The sequence below is a fragment of the Kribbella sp. CA-253562 genome (assembly GCF_050942265.1).
In the GTDB taxonomy this organism is placed as follows: domain Bacteria; phylum Actinomycetota; class Actinomycetes; order Propionibacteriales; family Kribbellaceae; genus Kribbella.
On the sequence record NZ_CP192049.1, the window covers coordinates 7,998,392 to 8,015,863 of the forward strand.

The window sequence follows — 17,472 nt, forward strand, 5'->3', positions numbered from 1 at the left end:
CATGGCACTTCTCGACCTCCAGGGTCTGGAGACCCCGGGCTACGGTCACGGCGGTCACCACCACGGCGGCTCCACGCTGACCGTGCTCGGCTGCGGTTCGCAGCGTCCGAGCAACCTGAGCCTTCTGCTCTGCCACTGATCGGGCCAGGTGCCTCCGCGCGAGGCACCCAGCTCCTTTCAGGCTTCCAAGGCCCGGGGCGGGCGGCAACACCCGCCCCGGGCCGAGCTTCGTTCATGGAGAGGGCAGTGATGGACTACCCGTACGCCGAACGGCTCGCGCTGGTCGAGCAGCTGCACGGGCAGAGCGTCGCCGATCCTTACCGCTGGCTCGAAGACGCCGACAGCCCGCAGACCCGGCAGTGGCAGGCCGCGCAGGACGAGCTCTGGCTCGCCTACGCCGCCACGCTGCCCACCCGCTACACGTTCCGCAGTCGCGTGAAGGCCTTGTCCGCGGTCGGCTCCGTCTCCGCACCGGTCTGGCGCGGTGACCGCTGCTTCGTTCTCCGCCGCGAGCCGCGACAGGACCACGCCGTGCTCACCGTCGACGGCGCCGAGCTGCTGGATCCGGCCAAGCTCGACCCGACCGGACTGACCACGCTGGACTCCTGGCAGCCCTCGCCGGACGGCTCGCTGGTTGCCTTCCAGGTCTCGCGGGGCGGCTCCGAAGAGTCCGTGCTGCATGTGCTCGACGTCGCAACCGGAGCGTTGACCGAGGAGCCGATCGACGGCTGCCGCTACTCGCCGATCGCCTGGCTGCCGGACGGAAAGTCCTTCTACTACGTGAGATTCCGCCAGGTTCACCTGCATCTGGTGGGCGGTGGCGACCGGCCGGTGCTCACCGACGAGGCGTCGTACGGGCTGGATCTCAGTGCCGACGGCCGCTGGCTGACGATCTCCGCGGCCCGCGGAACCACCAACGATCTCTGGCTCGCGGACCTTCGCACCGGTGAGGCACCACGCCCCCTGCCGATCCCCGGCGACGCGATCACGCTGATGTCGGTCGGTCCCGACGGCCGCCTGTACGTCGTCACAACGCAGGACGCGCCGACCGGCCGGATCTGCGTCGGCGACCCGGAGAACCCGCTGGTCTGGCACGACTACGTCGCCGCGGATCCGGACGCCCCGCTGAGCAGTCTCGCCGTACTCGACAAGGTCGTGCTGGTCGGCCGCACCCGCGGCGGCATCGGCGAGATCGCCGTCCACGATCTGGTCACCGGCCGTCACCTCGGCGAAGTCCCGCTGCCCGGCCGCGGTTCCGTCGGCTCACTGACGCCACGCCCCGAGGGCGGCCACGAGGTCTGGTTCTCCTACACCGACAGCGTCACCCCTGCCGCGATCTACTCGTACGACGCGACGACGGGTCAGACGAGTCTGTGGGCGAATCCTCCGGGCGTGGCTCCCACCGTCGAAGCGACTGCCACCCCCGTCGCCTTCCGGTCCGCCGACGGCACGGACCTCGACATGCTGGTCGTCGCCGGCCCTGGCGACGGCAGTCCGCGTCCCACGATCCTCTACGGCTACGGAGGATTCGGGCAGTCCCTGACTCCGGCGTACTCGGCTTTCGCGCTGGCGTGGGTCGAGGCCGGTGGGGTCTTCGTGACCGCCACCCTGCGAGGTGGCGGCGAGCGCGGCGACGACTGGCACCGCGCCGGCATGCTCGACCGCAAGCAGAACGTCATCGACGACTACCTCGCCGCCGCCGAACACCTGATCACCGAAGGCTGGACCACGCCGTCCCAGCTCGCGGCCTGCGGCGAGTCGAACGGCGGCCTGCTCGTGGGCGCCGCGATCACCCAGCGCCCGGAGCTGTTCGCCGCGGCTGTCTGCTCGGCGCCGTTGCTCGACATGGCGCGCTACGAGCTGACCGGCCTCGGCGCCCGCTGGGTTCCGGAGTTCGGTTCGGCCGCGGATCCCCTGCAGTTGAAGACGTTGCTGAGCTACTCGCCGTACCATCAGGTTGCCCCGGGCACCGACTATCCAGCGGTTCTGTTCACCACCTTCGCCAACGACACTCGCGTGGATCCCTTGCACGCACGGAAGATGTGCGCCGCGCTGCAACATGCTTCCGCGGCCAATCCCGTCCTCCTGAGGGTCGAAGCCGACGCGGGGCACGCGTCCGGCGGAGCGGGCCGCGGAGTCGCCCTGGCCGCCGACATGCTGGCCTTTCTCGACCGGCAGTTGCGATGAGTCTGGCGTTCGGCGACGTCGTCCGGCGCGGTGGCAAGTGGCTGCCGGTGATCGGGCTGACCTCCATCGGTGGGAGTTGCGTCGCACTCGCGCTGCCGTCGGTGCTCGGGCGGTCGGTGGACGCGATCGTCGCCGGCCACGGCTACGATCAGTGGCTCACGATCGCCGTCGCTTTGGTTGCCGCAGGCATCATCTGCTCACTGGTCGACGTCTTCGCCGGCACCGCCTGCGTCGCCGGTACGACGGCGTGGCTGCGGCACGGGCTGGTCCGCCGGGTCGTCCGAGGTGGCCCGGAAGGCTCGCGCGGATTCGAGACCGGTGACCTGGTCAGCCGGGTCTCGGGCAACGCCGTCGACGCGGCACAGGCCGGGCCCGCTGTGGTCAGCGCGTTCGCCGCGACCCTGCCCCCGGTCGGCAGTCTGGTGCTGCTCGCGCTGATCGACCCATGGCTCGCTGCCGCGTTCTTCGGCGGAGTCCTACTTGTCATCGGCGTGCTGTGGGTGTTCGCCCGCCGGACCGCGCAGATCAGCCTGGACTACCAGGAAACCCAGGGCCGCATCGCCGGCCGCCTCACCGAAGCACTGACCGGCATCCGCACGATCCTCGCCGCCGGGACCACCGCGCGCGAGGAACACCGCATCCTCACCCTGCTGCCCGAGCTGCACAGGCACGGCCTGCTCACCTGGAAGGTGCTCGCCCGCTCGGGCGCTCAGGCGGCGATCGTCGGCCCGCTCGTTCTCGTCGCGGTCCTCGCCGTCGGCGGCTTGCAACTCGTTGCCGGCCGCATCACCGCCGGCGAGCTCTTCGCCGCCGGCCAGTACGCCGTGCTCGGCGCGGGCCTCGGCAGCCTGACCGGCGTGATCGGCGAGATCGCCCGCGCGAAGGCCGGCGTCCGGCGCGCGAGCGAGGTCTTCGCGATCGACACGATGCCGCACGGCACGCTCCCGCTGCCGAGCGGCCCGGGGCGCCTGCGCTTCGAAGGCGTCACAGTCGTCGCCGACGACACCCCGCTGCTGTACGACGTGAACCTCGACCTGCCCGGCGGCGCGACCGTCGCCGTAGTCGGACCGAGCGGGGCCGGCAAGTCCGTGCTCGCCGCCGTCGCGGCGCGGCTGCGCGACCCGTCGTACGGGCAGGTGCTGCTGGACGGCGTACCGCTGCAGGCCGTGCATCGCCGGTCGCTGCGCCACGCGGTCGGCTGCGCCTTCGAACGCCCGACGCTGGTCGGCTCGACCATCGGCGACGCGATCTCGCCCAACCCGCTCGGCACCGTCCGCACCCTGGCGGCGGCCCGCGCGACGCACGCCCACGACTTCGTCAGCCGCCTCCCCCGCGGCTACCGCACCCCGTTGCCTGAGGCCCCCATGTCGGGTGGCGAACGGCAGCGGCTCGGCCTGGCCCGGGCCTGGTCGGCGCGCCGCCTGCTCGTGCTCGACGACGCCACCTCGAGCCTCGACACCGCGACCGAGCTGCAGATCAGCCGCACCCTCACCGAGGACAAGCACCACCGAACCCGCTTGATCGTCACGCATCGGCCCGCGACCGCAGCCCGCGCCGACCTGGTCGTCTGGCTCGATCACGGCACGGTCCGCGCCACCGGCCGGCACCGCGACCTGTGGCACCGCGCCGACTACCGCGAGGTGTTCGGATGAACCGCGGCGCCGCCACATGAAGCGTGAGCTCGGCTACGGCCTCGATGCCCTGCGCAACCGATCCGCGCTGAAGCTGGCCCTCTGGTCGATCCCGGAGATCCTTCCGACGGCCATCTACGGCGTCGCAGTTGCACGGGCCACCGACAGCTTCCTCGCCGGCCATGCCTGGCAGGGAATCGCCTGGCTCGGCGGACTCGTGGTGACTGCCTGCCTCGGCGCGGCCGGCGCCCACCAGGTCTACGGCCGCCTGGGCGAACTCGTCGAACCGCTGCGCGACGACCTGGTACGACGAGTCGTCGGCACCGCGGTGCGCACCGGCGACCCCGCGGCCGTCGCCCGGCTGAATCGCCAGGTCGAGATCGTCCGGGACACCTTCGCGGGTCTGGTCCTGGTCGTTCGCAGCTTCGCCGTCACGCTGGTCGGCGTACTGGCCGGATTGCTGTCGCTGGCACCCGCGATCGCCGGGTTCGTCCTACCGCCCTTTCTGCTGGGTTTCCTGGCGTCGCTGGCGGTGCTCGGACTGGCCGCGGACCGGGTCCGCGCGTCCCTGCAAGCCGACGAGGATCTGGCCACCACAGCAGGCATGACGTTCAGCGGCGTCCGGGACATCACCGCCACGGGCACGGAGGAGTTCGCCGAGCACCTCACCGGCCGGCCGATCGAAGCCCAGGCCGCCGCCGAGCGGGCCCTTGCTCGCGTCGCCGCGCTGCGTACCGTCTGCTTCGCGATCGGCGGCTGGGCACCGCTGCTGATCCTGCTGGCGGCCGGCCCATGGCTCGTCGGCCGTGGAGTGTCCACCGGAACGCTGCTCGGCGGTCTCACCTACGTACTCGTCGGCCTGCAGCCCGCACTGAACACCGTCATGAGCGCCCTCGGCGACAGTGGCCTGCGCTACGTCGTCACGCTCAGCCGAATCCTGTCCGTGCAGCCGGTACCGGACCGATCCCGCAGGACGGAGACTCCACCGGAGTCCTCGATCCGGACGCACGGTCTGACCTTCGCCTACGGCCCGGCCGCCGAACCGGTCATCGACGGCCTCGACCTGACCGTTGCCGAGGGCGAGCATCTCGCCGTCGTCGGCCCGAGCGGCATCGGCAAGTCGACGCTGGCCGGTCTGATCTGCGGCATGCTCGAACCCACGGACGGTCAGGTGCTGATCGGCGGCGTACCGGCGAGCGACGTGTCGCCGCAGACCCGGGCGCTGATCCCGCAGGAGGCGTACGTCTTCAGCGCGACCGTGATGGAGAACCTCAACTACCTGCTCCCGGACGCCTCGGCGTCGGAGGTCCAGCAGGCGATCGACGCCGTCGGCTCCGGCGCACTCGTCGATCGCCTCGGCGGGCTCCAGGCACAGGTCAAACCCAATGACCTGTCAGCCGGCGAGCGCCAGCTGATCGCACTCACCCGCGCCTATCTGTCGCCGGCGCCGCTGGTCGTACTCGACGAAGCGACCTGCTTCCTCGACCCCGACGCCGAGCGCCGGGCCGAAGAGGCCTTCGCGACTCGCGGCGGCACCCTGGTCGTGATCGCCCACCGGATCAGCTCGGCCCAGCGCGCGCGGAAGATCCTGGTGATGGACGGCAACCGCGCCACCCTCGGCACGCACACCAGCCTGCTCAGCAGTTCCCCGCTCTACCAGGAGCTGCAAGGCCACTGGCAGCCCAGCGAGAGCCTTCAGATCCAGCCGGCGTCCTGAGCCTTGCGAATCGCCTCGATCCGGCTGCGCGCGCCCGTCTTGGTGAGGATCCTGGACAGGTAGTTGCGCACCGTGCCCGCACTCAGGCTCAGCGTCCGGGCGATCTCCTGCGCGGTCGCCCCCGTGGTGACCTGGCGCAGGACCTCGCACTCACGGTCCGTGAGCGGGTTGTCCCCGGCCCGCAGCGCGGCGACCGCCAGCCGGACGTCGACCACCGGCAGCCCCTTCGCCACGTCACGCACGGCCTCGACCAGTTGCTCGGTGGTCGCGTCGGTCGCTAGCAGTCCGATCCGCGGCGCCTGCTTGACCAGCGCCATGCTGGTCGCGGCGATCGCCTCGTGGTCGACCAGCACCAGGACGCCGCGCCCGGTGAGCTTGCGGCACAGGTCCTCGATCCCGATCTTGCCGGGCAACTGCGGATCGAGCACCACGACCTGGGGACGCAGCCGGACCGCGGCCAGCACGTCGTCGGACCGGTCCACGTCGGCCAGCACGTCGAGGTCGGACTCCCTGGACAGCACCGCGGCCAGTGCTCCACGCACCAATGTGCCGCGGTGGCCGAGTACCACTCGGATCACCGCACGCCCCCATCAATCGTTTGCCTCAGCCACAGGCCCTCCCGGCCCGTGACTCAACAACGAGCCAAGCCCGGCGATGACACGCCCGTTGGCCACATTCCCGCCTGGCCAGGGCCGGTAAACCGTTCGGTCTCCCCGCTGCGAGACGCCTGGAAACCGTTCTGTTGTTGGGCTTTCGCTACCTCAGAGCCAGAAAAAGTTCGTCCGGATCGCGGCAGAACCCTTGCGTTCCGCGCCGACGTCACGCACGATGGCTCGGTCGCCCCGTTACCAGGGCGTGACCATTCGGACGCTGTCTCGTAACCGAACGCAGCGCTTCGAGTGCTCGTCCCCTGCACCCCCGAAGGGAGTGGTACCTCACCAGACTGTGGAGCCCGGTACGGCGCCGGCAGCGATCGGCGCCCATGATCCGAGCCTCACGCACTCGGTGACGACCACCATCGTCTCGCCGGCCGGCCGCACTTCCGGCCCGCGGGATCTCGGGGAAAGTGCGCACGCGGCTGAATCGGCCGGGCTGGAGAAATTCACCATGCCCAAGCTCATGAGGAGCAGATTCTGATGTCCAAAGCTCGACACGCGCGACCGCGGCGAAGTACTCGCCGGATCGCCCGGACCCTCTCCGTCGCCGGTCTCGGCGTCGGGATCACCGCGGCCGGCGCAGGCGCCGCCTTCGCCACCGACTACACCGTCAAGCCCGGCGACACCCTCTCCGAGATCGCTCAGGCCAACGGCACCGACTGGCACCAGCTGGCCGAGCTGAACAATCTCGCGAACCCGGACCTGATCCTGATCGGCCAGACCCTCCAGCTCGACGGTGTGACCAAGGCCGCCGTCACCGAGCGCCGTTCGAAGCCCAAGGCCGAGCGGTCGGAGCGCCAGCGGGCCGACCGGTCCGAGCGCAAGAAGCCGGTGAAGTCCGAGCGCAAGACCCGCAGCAGCCGCTCCGAGTCGAACCGCGGCTCGACCAGCGTCTCGATGAGCGCGGCCTGGCGCAAGGTCGCCGAGTGCGAGTCGGGCGGCAACCCGCGGGCGGTGAACCCGACGGGCAAGTACCACGGTCTGTTCCAGTTCGACCGGCAGACCTGGCGCAGCGTCGGCGGCACCGGCACGCCGTCCAAGGCGTCGGCCGCCGAGCAGTTGATGCGCGCGAAGAAGCTGTACGCCCAGCGTGGCGCCTCGCCGTGGCCGGTCTGCGGCCGCTTCCTGCGCTGAGGCTGGGGACACCCGAAACGGTGGTGCCGATCGCGGATCGGCACCACCGTTTTCCGCGTCGGCGATCAGCGGCTGAGCACCAGCATCTCGTCCGCGCCGACCTGGAACTCGTACGGCACCTTGCGGATCTCGGCCTCCACGCCGTCCAGCTCCTCGAGCAACGACGGCAGGAACTCGACCGGCTCACCGGCGCCCATCTTCACCAGCGGGAAGATCCGCACCTCCGACCGCGACACCCGGATCAGCTCGTTCAGCGCCGCGCGGTGCCAGTCCTTGTCGTACTTGTCGGCCCAGGTGAACAGCAGGTGCGAGCTCAGCACCAGGTCGAACCGCTGGTCCGGGAACGGCAGCTCGGGCAGGCTGCCCGGCACATAGCGGTCAGGGACCTCGGCGACGTCGGTGAGGAACCGGTCCGCGGCGTCGATGCGCAGCTCGTCCCGGCGCTCGGGCGACCCGTACCAGTTCCAGACGAAGCTGCCCGCGTGCTGGTCGACGATGCCCGAACCGGCCGGCAGGCTGCGGCGTACGGTGTCGACCAGCTCCGCGGCCGCCAGCTCGTACGCCGGGTCGACCGCGACGGCGTCGACGCCCCGGGCGGCCGCTTCGGCGGTGAAGCCGGCACCCCCGGCGCAGCAGTCGAGCACCGACTCGGGCAGTTCGGACAGATCGAACATCGCCTCGTACTCGGCGTACGAGCGAGATGTCACCAGCACGGGTCTACCTCTCGACAGCGGTCCTGTTCAGCCGGCGATCGAGCAGGGTCGCCCCGAACGCCAGAACCAGGAACAGTAGCGCGACGAGCAGACAGTTGACCACGACCTTCGCGTAGCCGAGATCGCCGACGTCGACGAACGGGTACGGGTAGAAGCCGACCGCCTCGCCACGGATCAGCGTGAAGATCAGCCACAGCACCGGGAACACGAGTGACCAGCCCACGATCGCGAAACTGGTCCGGCCGCGCGGGCCGAACACCAACCAGCCCAGGACGCCGAGCAACGGGGTGGCCGTGTGCAGCAGGAAGTTCGTGACGGCGGCGGCGCCCGACAACTCGCTGAGCCCGGCCAAGGCCACGTGGTAGACGATGCCGGTGACCGCGATGCACAGCACGCCGTTCAGCCGCAGGGTGCGGAACAGGGTCGAGTCGCGTTCGGTGCCGAGGGCAAGCAGCAGGGCCGTACCGCCGAGCAGCAGGTTGGACTGGATCGTGAAGAACGCGAACACGTTGAAGACCCGGTCCGGATTGTCCGGGAAATAGCCCTCGGTGCTGGTCGCCGTGACGACCAGCTGGATCACGATCCCGGCCGCCACCACCAGCGCCGTCACCCCGAACAGGACCCGCCCCGCACCGGACTTCGTCATGACCGAAATCTACGGTGCCGGGGCGGGCCGAAGTGGGATCTGCGTGTCTCAGGCCGCGACCTTCTTCCGCGGCTCGCGGTCCTCGTCCTCGGTCACGTCGGCGCTGTAGCTGAACGAGACGACACCGTCGATCACCAGCACGATCGTCCAGGTCCACGCCGGGCCGAGCAGGGCGTCGTACCCCTGGCCGGACAGCAGGCCGAGACCGATCATCACGCCGACGCCCACGGCGTACGCGAGCAGGTGCCGGTACCAGCCGCGGCGCTCGAACTCGGCCTTGGCCCTGGTGCCCTTGCGCGGCTTGTCCGGTCGCGGGCCGCCGGCCAGCTTGTACGCCGCCCAGCCGTCGGCCCACTGCAGCGTCCAGTGCCCGAACCCGACGCTGACGCCGATGAAGATCGCGGCCAGCGAGTGCTTGAACGACGGCTCACCGCCGGACCGGATGTCGATCACGCTGGCGACCAGCATCACGACGTCGACCAGCGGCACGGCCAGCAGGAAGGCCATGCCGAGCTTGGGCAGCCGGAACAGGTAGCGCGTCACCAGGCCGGCGACGAGCAGGACCCAGAAGCCGACCTCACACGCGGCGATCACAGCGAGCAGCACGATCTCGACCTTCCCGTTTATTCAGCACGACTGTGTTGACAAGAACTACCGTAACACGGGTGTGCTAAAAAGAGCCATGCCGAAAATCGTCGATCACGACGCCCGCCGTGAGGAGATCGCGCAGGCGCTGTGGCGAGTGGTCCGCCGGGACGGGATCCGGGCCGCGTCGGTCCGCACCGTCGCGGCCGAGGCCGGCTGGTCGGCCGGCGCCGTGCGGTACTACTTCCCCGACCAGGACGGCCTGATCAACTTCGCGATGGACCTGGTCTCCCAGCGAGTCCACGCCCGCGTCTCCCAACTCCAGCCCACCGGTACGCCGGTCGAGATCGTGCTGCGCTACCTCGAAGAGGTGATCCCGCTCGACCCGGAACGGCTGGCCGAGTTCGACGTCTGGCTGTCGTTCACCGCGCAGGCCCAGGCCGAGTCCGGCGCCGGCGGTCTGCGCCGGCACCTCGGGCCCGTCCACGAGGGATTGCGCGAGCTGTGCGGCCGACTGGTGCACGCGTTGTCGGACAGCGGTGACCTGCGGCCCGATCTCGACCTCGAACTGGAGACCGAACGACTGCACGCGCTTGTCGACGGCATCTCTTTCCACGTGACTCTCGCGCCCGAGGTGACCACCGCGGCGCGGGTCCGTCAGGTGCTGGAGGCGCACCTGTTGTCGCTGCGGCCCTGACACCGCTGGCAGACTCCGGCCAACCGGTGGTCGAGACCTGACGCAAACCCTGTCCCGCGTGGCACGATCCACCCTGTGCAGACCGAGGGAGTGATCGTCGTCAGCGGGATCACGGCGGCCGGCAAGTCCACGGTCTCCCAGCTGCTGGCCGAACGCTTCCAGTACGGCGTACACCTGCGCGGCGAGGTCTTCCGGCGGATGATCGTCAGCGGCCAGGCCTCGGCCGAGGCCGACGACGGAGCCGAGGCGCAGAAACAGCTCAAGCTGCGCTACCGATTGGCCTGCCAGGCCGCCGACGGCTACGCCCAGGCCGGCTTCACCGTCGTCCTGCAGGACGTGGTGATCGGCGAACTGCTGCGCGAGTTCCTCGACGGCATCCAGAGCCGGCCGCGCTACCTTGTCGTCCTGACACCGCGCCCCGACGTGATCTCCCGCCGCCTCGGCGGCCTGTCGGTCGACGAGCTCGACTACGAGCTGCACGCCTTCAGCCCGCGACGCGGCCTGTGGCTGGACAACTCCGACCTGTCCCCCAACGAGACCGTCGACGCGATCCTCGGCCGGCTGGACGAAGCGCGGTTCGACTAGTGCCGGCGGTTACCCGGGCGTAAGTTGGCGGGATGGCAGCCACTGTGCGCAGGACCTCGTGCAACTTGTGTGAAGCCATCTGCGGTGTGCTCGTCACCGTGGAGGACGACCGGGTGACCGACGTGCGGGGCGACGAGTCGGACCCGTTGTCGCGCGGGCACATCTGCCCGAAGGCCGTTGCGCTGAAGGATCTGCAGGAGGATCCGGACCGGCTGACGACACCGGTACGCCGTACGCGGGACGGCTGGGAACCGATCGGCTGGGACGAGGCCTACACCTTGGTCGCCGATCGGCTGACGGCGATCCAGCGCGAGCACGGGCGCAACGCGGTCGGCGTCTACCTGGGCAACCCGAACGTGCACAGCCTCGGCGCGATGACCCACATGCCGACGGCGCTGCGGCTGCTGCGGACCAGGAGCCGGTTCAGCGCGACCTCGGTGGATCAACTGCCGCACATGCTCGCGTCGTACCTGCTGTACGGGCATCAGTTGATGGTCCCGGTCGCGGACATCGACCGTACGTCGTACCTGCTGATGCTCGGCGCGAACCCACTCGCGTCGAACGGCAGCATGATGACCGCGCCGGGGTTCGGGCGGCGGCTCAAGGAGATCCGGCGCCGGGGCGGGCGGGTGGTCGTGATCGATCCGCGGCGCACCGAGACCGCGGCGGTCGCGGACGAGCACCACTTCGTCCGGCCGGGGACCGACGCGGCCTTCCTGCTCGCGCTGATCCACCAGGTGATCGCCGACGGCAACGCGCGGCCGGCGCCGTACGTGGACGGGCTGGCGGCGGTGACCGAGGCGGTCGCGGAGTGGACGCCGGAGCGTGCGGCGGCCGCGACCGGGATTCCGGCGGAGGTGATCCGGCGGATCGCCGCGGAGTTCGCGGGCGCGGATCGCGCGGCCTGTTACGGGCGCGTCGGGGTGTCGACGCAACAGTTCGGCGTGGTGTGCCAGTGGGCCGTGCAGGTGCTGAACATCATCACCGGGAACCTCGACCGGCCGGGCGGCACGATGATCCCGCGGCCGGCGGTCGACACGTTGCGAGGGATCCGGCGTGGGCATGTCGGGGTGTGGAAGAGCCGGGTGCGCGGGCTGCCGGAGTTCGGTGGTGAGCTGCCGGTCGCGGCGCTGGCCGAGGAGATCCTGACGCCGGGCGACGGGCAGATCCGCGCTCTGGTGACGGTCGCGGGCAACCCGGTCTTGTCGACGCCGAACGGGCGCAAGCTCGACGAAGGTCTGGCCGGGCTGGACTTCCTGGTGGCGGTCGATCCGTACATCAACGAGACGACCCGGCACGCGGACGTGATCCTGCCGCCGACACCGCCGTTGGAGCGCGACCACTACGACCTGACGTTCCACCAGCTCGCCGTACGGAACACTGCGCGGTGGAACGAGGCCGTGCTGCCTCGGCCCGCGGCGGCGCGACACGACTGGGAGATCTTCCGCGACCTGGGGCTGGAACTGCTGCGGCGGATGCCGCGATCGCGGCAGAAGGTGATCGCGGGGGTGCGGTTGCGGTTGTCGCCGCGGCGGATCGTCGACCTGGGGCTGCGGATCGGGCCGTACCGGCTGTCGCTGCGCAAGCTGCGGAAGTCGCCGGGTGGGATCGATTTAGGACCGTTGCAGCCTGCTCTGCCGGGCGCCTTGCGGACGTCTGACCAGCGGATCAACGTGGCACAGGAGTCGATCCTCGATGATCTGGCTCGACTCTCCTCGGCATTGGTTGCCCCCGACAACGATGGCGAGCTCCTGCTGATCGGGCGGCGGCATCTGCGCAGCAACAATTCCTGGATGCACAACTCGGCGCGACTGGTGAAAGGCAAACCCCGACATCAGTTGCTGATGAATCCCGCTGACCTGGCTGGGCGGTCGCTCGCCGACGGGGAGCTGGTGGAGGTCACCTCGGCGGCCGGCGCGCTGACCGTTGAGGTTGCTGAGAGCAACGACATGATGCCTGGGGTGGTGAGCTTGCCGCACGGGTTCGGGCACGGGCTGCCCGGCGTACGGCTCGGCGTGGCCGGGCAGGTCGCCGGCGCGTCGGTCAACGACGTCACGGACGACGCGGAGACCGACGCGGTGGGCGGCACGGCGGTGCTGAACGGCGTACCGGTGCGGGTGACGTCAGCCCGCGGGCGGGCCTGAGCTGTCGCGGATCACCAGCACCGGCGTGGAGTACAGATGCGCCTCGGCGGGTGCTCCGTCGAGCAGGCCGAACAGGCGATGCGCGACCTCCGCGCCGTACGCGACGATGTTGTGGCTCATCGCGGTCAGCGTCGGATGGGTCAGCCGGCACAGCGCCGAGTCGTCCCAGGCGACGATCGTGACGTCGTCGGGTGACTTCAGGCCGAGCCCGTTGATCACCGAGAGACCGGCGACCGCCATCAGGTCGTTGTCGTAGATGATCGCGGTCGGGCGCCGCTCCGCGATCAGCAGCTCGCGCGTCGCCGCGGCCCCTTCCTCACCGGAGAAGTAGGTATGACGGATCCGCAACTGCAGGCCGAGCCGCCGGCCGGCCGCGGCGTAGGCCTGGTCCCGGATCCACACGTGCCCGTGATCCGGCGGCCCCGCGACCCGGGCGACCAGCTTGTGCCCGAGCGACGCGACGTGCTCGACCGCGGCGTTCATCGCCGAGCGGCCGTCGTTCCAGACCGCGGTCAACCCGTCGGCGAGCACCGGATCGCCGACGACCACGGCCGGCAGTTCGAGCTTCCTGAGCAACGGGATCCGCGGATCGTCGACCCGCAGGTCGACCACGATCACCCCGTCGACCCGCCGTTCGGCCGCCCACTTCCGGTACGTCGCCATCTCCTCCTGCAGGTCAGGCACCACCTGCAGCGCCAGCGCGTAGGACTTCTCCCCCAGCACCGACTCCACCCCACCCACGAACCCCATGTAGAACGGCTCTTCGCTCAACGTCTTCGCCGTCCGCGCGAGCACCAGCCCGAACGTCTCACTCCGCGCCGCCGAGAGCTGCCGGGCGGCCCGGTTCGGCATCCACTCCAGCTCCTCGGCCACCTTCAGCACCCGAGCCCGAGTCGCCTCCGAAACCCCCGGCTGGTTGTTCAACGCATACGACACTGCACCCTTGGAGACCCCGGCCCGTCGAGCGATCTCCTTGATGGTCACACGGCCCACGACCGGCCTCCTTCGAACGGGCGGACCGAACCGTGACGGGCGGCTCGGCAGGCACTCATTCTGCGCCGCCGACCACTCCCTGTCTGCAGGTAAACGCTCTCCCTCACCGAGCGCGACCATTTGATCAAACTTCGCTCGATGTGTGAGGACGACCAGCCCCGGACGCTCGGCCTTGTTCGAAGGCGAGTTGTCGTGACAGACTATTCGCACGTTACGAAAGTTGTTTCGTTTCGTTCGATCCCGGAGGTCGTGATGAGTGCTGAGTTCCTCGACTCGCAGACCTATCTGCCCGAAGAGCAGGAACAGCTGGCCTCGGTGGCCAGTTTCCTCGAGGCGCACCACAGCAAGACTGGCGAGAAGCCGGAGCGTCGCTACCTCCTCGCGGGCGCCGACGAGCACGACCAGATCGAGTTGCCCGAAGCGCTGCACAACGTGCTGGTCCAAGCGGTCGCCGCCCTGACCGCAGGCAAGGCCATCACCATTTCTCCGACCATGCCGAAGCTGACGACGCAGCAAGCCGCAGATCTCCTCGGCGTCAGCCGCCCCACAGTCATTCGGCTGATCGACGCCGGCGAACTTCCGTGTGAGCGGATCGGCAACCGGCGAAAGATCCTGCTGCGCGATCTGTTGTCCTATCGCGAAGCCCGCCGGCAGCGTCAATACCAAGCGATCGCCGATACCTCTCCCGAGCTGAGCGACGAGGACGACCCAGCGGTCGTGACCGAACGCCTCAAGCGGATCCGGAAGCAGCGGGCCGCACAAAGACGGCAGAACGGAAAAATCTGACAGAATCCGGCCGGTGTTCTCCGCACTCCTCGACACCTGCGAGCTGTGGCCACCGTGGCCGTCTCACCTCACCGCGCACTGAGAGCAGTCGTCAAGCTGACCGAAAGACGCCGCAATCCCCCGATCTCGCTGGACGATTTCCTGGAGACCCTCGAGAACAAGTACGGCATGTATGAGGCGGTCGAGCTCATCAACGAAGTCCGTTAGTTCTCTCCGCCGCAAGCAACGATCAGCGGGGCACCTACGGGGTTGGGCTGCCGGTCCGACTATGAATCTTTTCTCTCCCTTCTCTTCTCTGTCCCTTGTCTTTCTGGCTCTCCGTTTGTCGCGATTCCCATGCCTGGACTAGACCGACACGGACTGCGGGAAGCGGTTGCCGGTGGGTGACCACGGGGTGATTCGACCCTGGTCGGCGGGGGGAGGTGTGGGATAGGCTGCCGGACGGTACTTAACCGGTTCGGTCAAGCGAGGCCGGGGGTTCTCTGGGCAGCGGAGGGACCCTGGCGACGAGGAGAGAAGAATGGTCGCAGTGGACAACCTGTCCCTCCAGCTCTACACGGTGCGGTACAAGCTGGAGGAGGACTTCGACGCCACCCTGGCCCGGATCGCGGAGATCGGCTACACCAAGGTGGAGCCGTTCGGTCTGGTGAATCTGGCCGGTCAGCTGGCCGACGCGCTGCCCAAGTACGGTCTGACGGCGCCGAGCACGCACGCGGGGCTGCTGCGTGAGGACAGCGGGCCGATCTTCGAGGCGGCCAAGAAGCTGGGCATCGGCACGGTCATCGACCCGCACACCGACCCGGCGCGGTGGCAGTCGGCCGACGAGATCAAGGCGATCGCCGAGGGGCTGAACGCCGCCGCGAAGCAAGGCGCCGAGCACGGCATCACGGTCGGTTACCACAACCACCACTTCGAGCTGGAGTCGGTGATCGACGGCGTGCACGCGCTGGAGATCCTGGCCGACAACCTGTCCGACGAGGTCATTCTCGAGGTCGACACGTACTGGGCCGCCGTCGGCGGTGCCGACGTACCGGCGCTGCTCGGCCGGCTTGGTGACCGGGTGAAGGCGCTGCACGTCAAGGACGGCGACGGCACCCTGGACAACAAGGCCCAGGTCGCGGTCGGCGACGGCACGATCGCCGTGAACGACATCCTGGCCGCGGCGCCGACCGCGCTGCGTGTGGTCGAGCTGGACGACTTCACCGGTGAGATCTTCGACGCCGTCGAGGGCAGCTTCCGCTGGCTCACCGGGCAGGACCAGGCATGAGCGCGGTCGGGGTAGGCGTCATCGGCGCCGGAGTGATCTCCGACGCCTACATCAAGAGCATGCAGAGCTTCCCCGATCTCAGCGTCGTCGCGATCGGCGACCTGCGGCCGGAGGCGGCCAAGGCGAAGGCCGAGGAGTACGGGATCCCCGCGCACGGGGGTCCGGAGGCCGTGCTGAACAACGCCGACGTCGAGATCGTGGTCAACCTGACCATCCCGATCGCGCACGTCGAGGTGGCGCTGGCAGCGATTGCCGCGGGCAAGCACGTGTGGAGCGAGAAGCCGTTCTCGCTCGACCAGGAGAGCGGCCTCAAGCTGCTCGCCACCGCGCAGGACGCCGGACTGCGGCTGGGCTGTGCGCCGGACACCATTCTTGGCCCGGGCCTGCAGGAGTCGCGCCGGATCATCGAGAAGGGTGACATCGGTACGCCGCTGACCGCGCTCACCCTGATGCAGTCGCCCGGCCCGGAGTCCTGGCACCCGAACCCGGCGTTCCTGTTTCAGGAAGGCGCCGGGCCGCTGTGGGACATCGGCCCGTACTACCTGACCACACTGGTGCAGCTGTTCGGCCCGGTCGCGGCGGTCGCGGGCCTGGGCTCGAAGTCGCGCGACAAGCGCACGATCGGCTCGGGGCCGCTGGCCGGCACCGAGTTCGACGTGACCGTGCCGACGCACGTCAGCGCGATCGCGCGGTTCGAGTCGGGACAGTCGTCGCAGAGCATCTTCAGCTTCGACTCGCCGCTGCCGCGCGCCGGGTTCGTCGAGATCACCGGCTCCGAGGCGACCCTGGCCGTCCCGGACCCGAACCGTTTCGACAGTGAGATCAAGATCCGCCGCCGCGGCGGGGACGACTGGGAGACCGTCGCCACCACCGAGGCGACGGCCGAGCGCGGTACCGGCGTACTGGAGATGGCGCGGGCGATCCGGGCCGACCGGCCGCACCGGGCCACCGGCGCGCTGGCGTTCCACATCGTCGACGTGATGGCCTCCATCACCGAGTCGATCGACACCGGTGCGTTCGTCGACGTCACCAGCACGGTCGAGCAGTCGCCGGTCCTGCCGGACGACTGGGACGTGAACGCGGCCACTCTGTGACCACGGACAACCTTCTGGATCCCCGGCGGACGATCGTGTTCGCCGGGGACTCGGTCACCGACTGCGGCCGGCGCGACGACCCGGCCGGCCTCGGCGACGGCTATGTGAAGAACCTGTACGACGACCTGGGCCCGAGCCGCCCGATGATCCTGAACGCCGGGATCAGCGGGAACCGCGCCGTCGACCTGGTCGCCCGCTGGGAGACCGATGTGCTCGCCCACTCCCCCGATCTGGTCTCGGTGCTGATCGGGATCAACGACACCTGGCGCCGGTACGACAAGGACGACCCGACCTCGGCCGAGCAGTTCGAGGCGGCGTACCGCAAGCTGCTCGATCCGTTGCGGCAGGTGCAATTGGCGCTGGTCGAGCCGTTCTTCGTCCCGGTGGACGACGACCAGCGCGGCTGGCACGAGGACTTCGACCCCAAGCTCGAAGTGGTCCACCGCCTGGCCGGCGAGTACGGCGCGGTGCTGGTCCCGGCCTTCGCCGAGTTCACCGCGCGCGCCGCGGAGGTCGGCCCGGAGACGCTCGCCTACGACGGCGTGCACCCGACGGCCGCCGGCCACCGGCTGCTGGCCGACCTGTGGCAGCGAACTGTCTTTTCCTGAATCCCGGCTCTACGATTAATTGAGCCTGT

Annotated in this window: 18 protein-coding genes; 13 read left to right on the forward strand and 5 right to left on the reverse strand. The window is 69.6% G+C overall.

Annotation, left to right across the window (positions count from 1 at the left end):
• The first annotated feature begins 1 nt into the window (after position 1).
• The 4 genes from ACQPXM_RS38030 (at position 2) to ACQPXM_RS38045 (ending at position 5,535) form a co-directional block, all read left to right on the forward strand.
• Positions 2-139 (forward strand): SapB/AmfS family lanthipeptide, encoded by a 138-nt coding sequence (locus ACQPXM_RS38030; protein ID WP_012924049.1) that lies wholly within the window; start codon positions 2-4, stop codon positions 137-139.
• A gap of 95 nt (positions 140-234) precedes the next feature.
• A complete protein-coding gene (locus tag ACQPXM_RS38035) occupies positions 235-2,187 on the forward strand; it encodes a prolyl oligopeptidase family serine peptidase (RefSeq protein ID WP_432942828.1) in 1,953 nt (650 codons plus the stop codon).
• Positions 2,184-3,839 (forward strand): ABC transporter ATP-binding protein, encoded by a 1,656-nt coding sequence (locus ACQPXM_RS38040; RefSeq protein ID WP_432942829.1) that lies wholly within the window; start codon positions 2,184-2,186, stop codon positions 3,837-3,839. The genes ACQPXM_RS38035 and ACQPXM_RS38040 overlap by 4 nt, the downstream gene beginning before the upstream one ends.
• 16 nt (positions 3,840-3,855) lie before the next feature.
• Entirely contained in the window at positions 3,856-5,535 is a 1,680-nt protein-coding gene (locus ACQPXM_RS38045; RefSeq protein WP_432942830.1) for an ABC transporter ATP-binding protein, read from the forward strand.
• Here the strand turns inward: ACQPXM_RS38045 and ACQPXM_RS38050 are convergent.
• Positions 5,514-6,113, reverse strand: coding sequence for a response regulator transcription factor (locus ACQPXM_RS38050; RefSeq protein ID WP_432942831.1), 600 nt, complete (start codon positions 6,111-6,113; stop codon positions 5,514-5,516). The two genes, ACQPXM_RS38045 and ACQPXM_RS38050, sit on opposite strands and share 22 nt — an antisense overlap.
• Positions 6,114-6,671: 558 nt before the next feature.
• Between ACQPXM_RS38050 and ACQPXM_RS38055 the strand changes: the two genes are divergently transcribed.
• Positions 6,672-7,325, forward strand: a complete 654-nt coding sequence (locus ACQPXM_RS38055) for a transglycosylase family protein (RefSeq protein ID WP_432942832.1) — start codon at positions 6,672-6,674, stop codon at positions 7,323-7,325.
• A 65-nt stretch (positions 7,326-7,390) separates the two neighbouring features.
• Here the strand turns inward: ACQPXM_RS38055 and ACQPXM_RS38060 are convergent, their stop codons facing one another.
• From ACQPXM_RS38060 to ACQPXM_RS38070, 3 genes are read right to left on the reverse strand one after another with little or no spacing between them, the layout of a single operon-like run.
• Positions 7,391-8,032 (reverse strand): class I SAM-dependent methyltransferase, encoded by a 642-nt coding sequence (locus tag ACQPXM_RS38060; protein WP_432942833.1) that lies wholly within the window; start codon positions 8,030-8,032, stop codon positions 7,391-7,393.
• Between the two features lie 10 nt (positions 8,033-8,042).
• The gene (locus ACQPXM_RS38065) at positions 8,043-8,684 is read right to left on the reverse strand and encodes a Pr6Pr family membrane protein (RefSeq protein ID WP_432942834.1); all 642 of its coding nucleotides are present in this window, start codon (positions 8,682-8,684) and stop codon (positions 8,043-8,045) included.
• A gap of 48 nt (positions 8,685-8,732) precedes the next feature.
• Complete coding sequence (locus ACQPXM_RS38070; protein WP_432942835.1) at positions 8,733-9,290, reverse strand: 2TM domain-containing protein; 558 nt, start codon at positions 9,288-9,290, stop codon at positions 8,733-8,735.
• Between the two features lie 76 nt (positions 9,291-9,366).
• On the opposite strand from ACQPXM_RS38070, the gene ACQPXM_RS38075 reads away from it, so the two are divergent.
• The 3 genes from ACQPXM_RS38075 to ACQPXM_RS38085 all read left to right on the forward strand — a co-directional run bounded on the left by ACQPXM_RS38075 (position 9,367) and on the right by ACQPXM_RS38085 (position 12,695).
• A complete protein-coding gene (locus ACQPXM_RS38075) occupies positions 9,367-9,966 on the forward strand; it encodes a TetR/AcrR family transcriptional regulator (protein ID WP_432942836.1) in 600 nt (199 codons plus the stop codon).
• 75 nt (positions 9,967-10,041) lie between these two features.
• Complete coding sequence (locus tag ACQPXM_RS38080) at positions 10,042-10,551, forward strand: AAA family ATPase (RefSeq protein ID WP_432942837.1); 510 nt, start codon at positions 10,042-10,044, stop codon at positions 10,549-10,551.
• A gap of 32 nt (positions 10,552-10,583) precedes the next feature.
• Positions 10,584-12,695, forward strand: coding sequence for a molybdopterin-dependent oxidoreductase (locus ACQPXM_RS38085; RefSeq protein ID WP_432942838.1), 2,112 nt, complete (start codon positions 10,584-10,586; stop codon positions 12,693-12,695).
• Here ACQPXM_RS38085 and ACQPXM_RS38090 read toward each other — a convergent pair.
• Positions 12,675-13,688 carry a LacI family DNA-binding transcriptional regulator gene (locus tag ACQPXM_RS38090; RefSeq protein ID WP_432942839.1) on the reverse strand — a complete coding sequence of 338 codons (1,014 nt, stop codon included), beginning with the start codon at positions 13,686-13,688 and terminating at the stop codon, positions 12,675-12,677. The genes ACQPXM_RS38085 and ACQPXM_RS38090 overlap by 21 nt on opposite strands.
• Positions 13,689-13,880: 192 nt before the next feature.
• On the opposite strand from ACQPXM_RS38090, the gene ACQPXM_RS38095 reads away from it, so the two are divergent.
• The 5 genes from ACQPXM_RS38095 to ACQPXM_RS38115 all read left to right on the forward strand — a co-directional run bounded on the left by ACQPXM_RS38095 (position 13,881) and on the right by ACQPXM_RS38115 (position 17,443).
• The gene (locus tag ACQPXM_RS38095; RefSeq protein WP_432942840.1) at positions 13,881-14,474 is read left to right on the forward strand and encodes a helix-turn-helix domain-containing protein; all 594 of its coding nucleotides are present in this window, start codon (positions 13,881-13,883) and stop codon (positions 14,472-14,474) included.
• Positions 14,475-14,528: 54 nt separating this feature from the next.
• Complete coding sequence (locus tag ACQPXM_RS38100; RefSeq protein WP_432942841.1) at positions 14,529-14,681, forward strand: hypothetical protein; 153 nt, start codon at positions 14,529-14,531, stop codon at positions 14,679-14,681.
• Positions 14,682-14,994: 313 nt separating this feature from the next.
• The gene (locus ACQPXM_RS38105) at positions 14,995-15,741 is read left to right on the forward strand and encodes a sugar phosphate isomerase/epimerase family protein (protein ID WP_432942842.1); all 747 of its coding nucleotides are present in this window, start codon (positions 14,995-14,997) and stop codon (positions 15,739-15,741) included.
• Positions 15,738-16,835 (forward strand): Gfo/Idh/MocA family protein, encoded by a 1,098-nt coding sequence (locus tag ACQPXM_RS38110; protein WP_432942843.1) that lies wholly within the window; start codon positions 15,738-15,740, stop codon positions 16,833-16,835. Before ACQPXM_RS38105 ends, ACQPXM_RS38110 begins: the two co-directional genes overlap by 4 nt.
• Positions 16,832-17,443 carry an SGNH/GDSL hydrolase family protein gene (locus ACQPXM_RS38115; RefSeq protein WP_432942844.1) on the forward strand — a complete coding sequence of 204 codons (612 nt, stop codon included), beginning with the start codon at positions 16,832-16,834 and terminating at the stop codon, positions 17,441-17,443. Before ACQPXM_RS38110 ends, ACQPXM_RS38115 begins: the two co-directional genes overlap by 4 nt.
• Positions 17,444-17,472: the final 29 nt, after the last annotated feature.

What these genes read in the sequence shown, in the direction of transcription:
- ACQPXM_RS38075 (WP_432942836.1), top strand. Translation starts at nt 9,367, where the DNA reads ATGCCGAAAATCGTCGATCACGACGCCCGCCGTGAGGAGATCGCGCAG.
- ACQPXM_RS38030 (WP_012924049.1), top strand. Translation starts at nt 2, where the DNA reads ATGGCACTTCTCGACCTCCAGGGTCTGGAGACCCCGGGCTACGGTCAC.
- ACQPXM_RS38045 (WP_432942830.1), top strand. Translation starts at nt 3,856, where the DNA reads ATGAAGCGTGAGCTCGGCTACGGCCTCGATGCCCTGCGCAACCGATCC.
- ACQPXM_RS38065 (WP_432942834.1), bottom strand. Translation starts at nt 8,684, where the DNA reads ATGACGAAGTCCGGTGCGGGGCGGGTCCTGTTCGGGGTGACGGCGCTG.
- ACQPXM_RS38105 (WP_432942842.1), top strand. Translation starts at nt 14,995, where the DNA reads ATGGTCGCAGTGGACAACCTGTCCCTCCAGCTCTACACGGTGCGGTAC.
- ACQPXM_RS38085 (WP_432942838.1), top strand. Translation starts at nt 10,584, where the DNA reads ATGGCAGCCACTGTGCGCAGGACCTCGTGCAACTTGTGTGAAGCCATC.
- ACQPXM_RS38110 (WP_432942843.1), top strand. Translation starts at nt 15,738, where the DNA reads ATGAGCGCGGTCGGGGTAGGCGTCATCGGCGCCGGAGTGATCTCCGAC.
- ACQPXM_RS38040 (WP_432942829.1), top strand. Translation starts at nt 2,184, where the DNA reads ATGAGTCTGGCGTTCGGCGACGTCGTCCGGCGCGGTGGCAAGTGGCTG.
- ACQPXM_RS38055 (WP_432942832.1), top strand. Translation starts at nt 6,672, where the DNA reads ATGTCCAAAGCTCGACACGCGCGACCGCGGCGAAGTACTCGCCGGATC.
- ACQPXM_RS38035 (WP_432942828.1), top strand. Translation starts at nt 235, where the DNA reads ATGGAGAGGGCAGTGATGGACTACCCGTACGCCGAACGGCTCGCGCTG.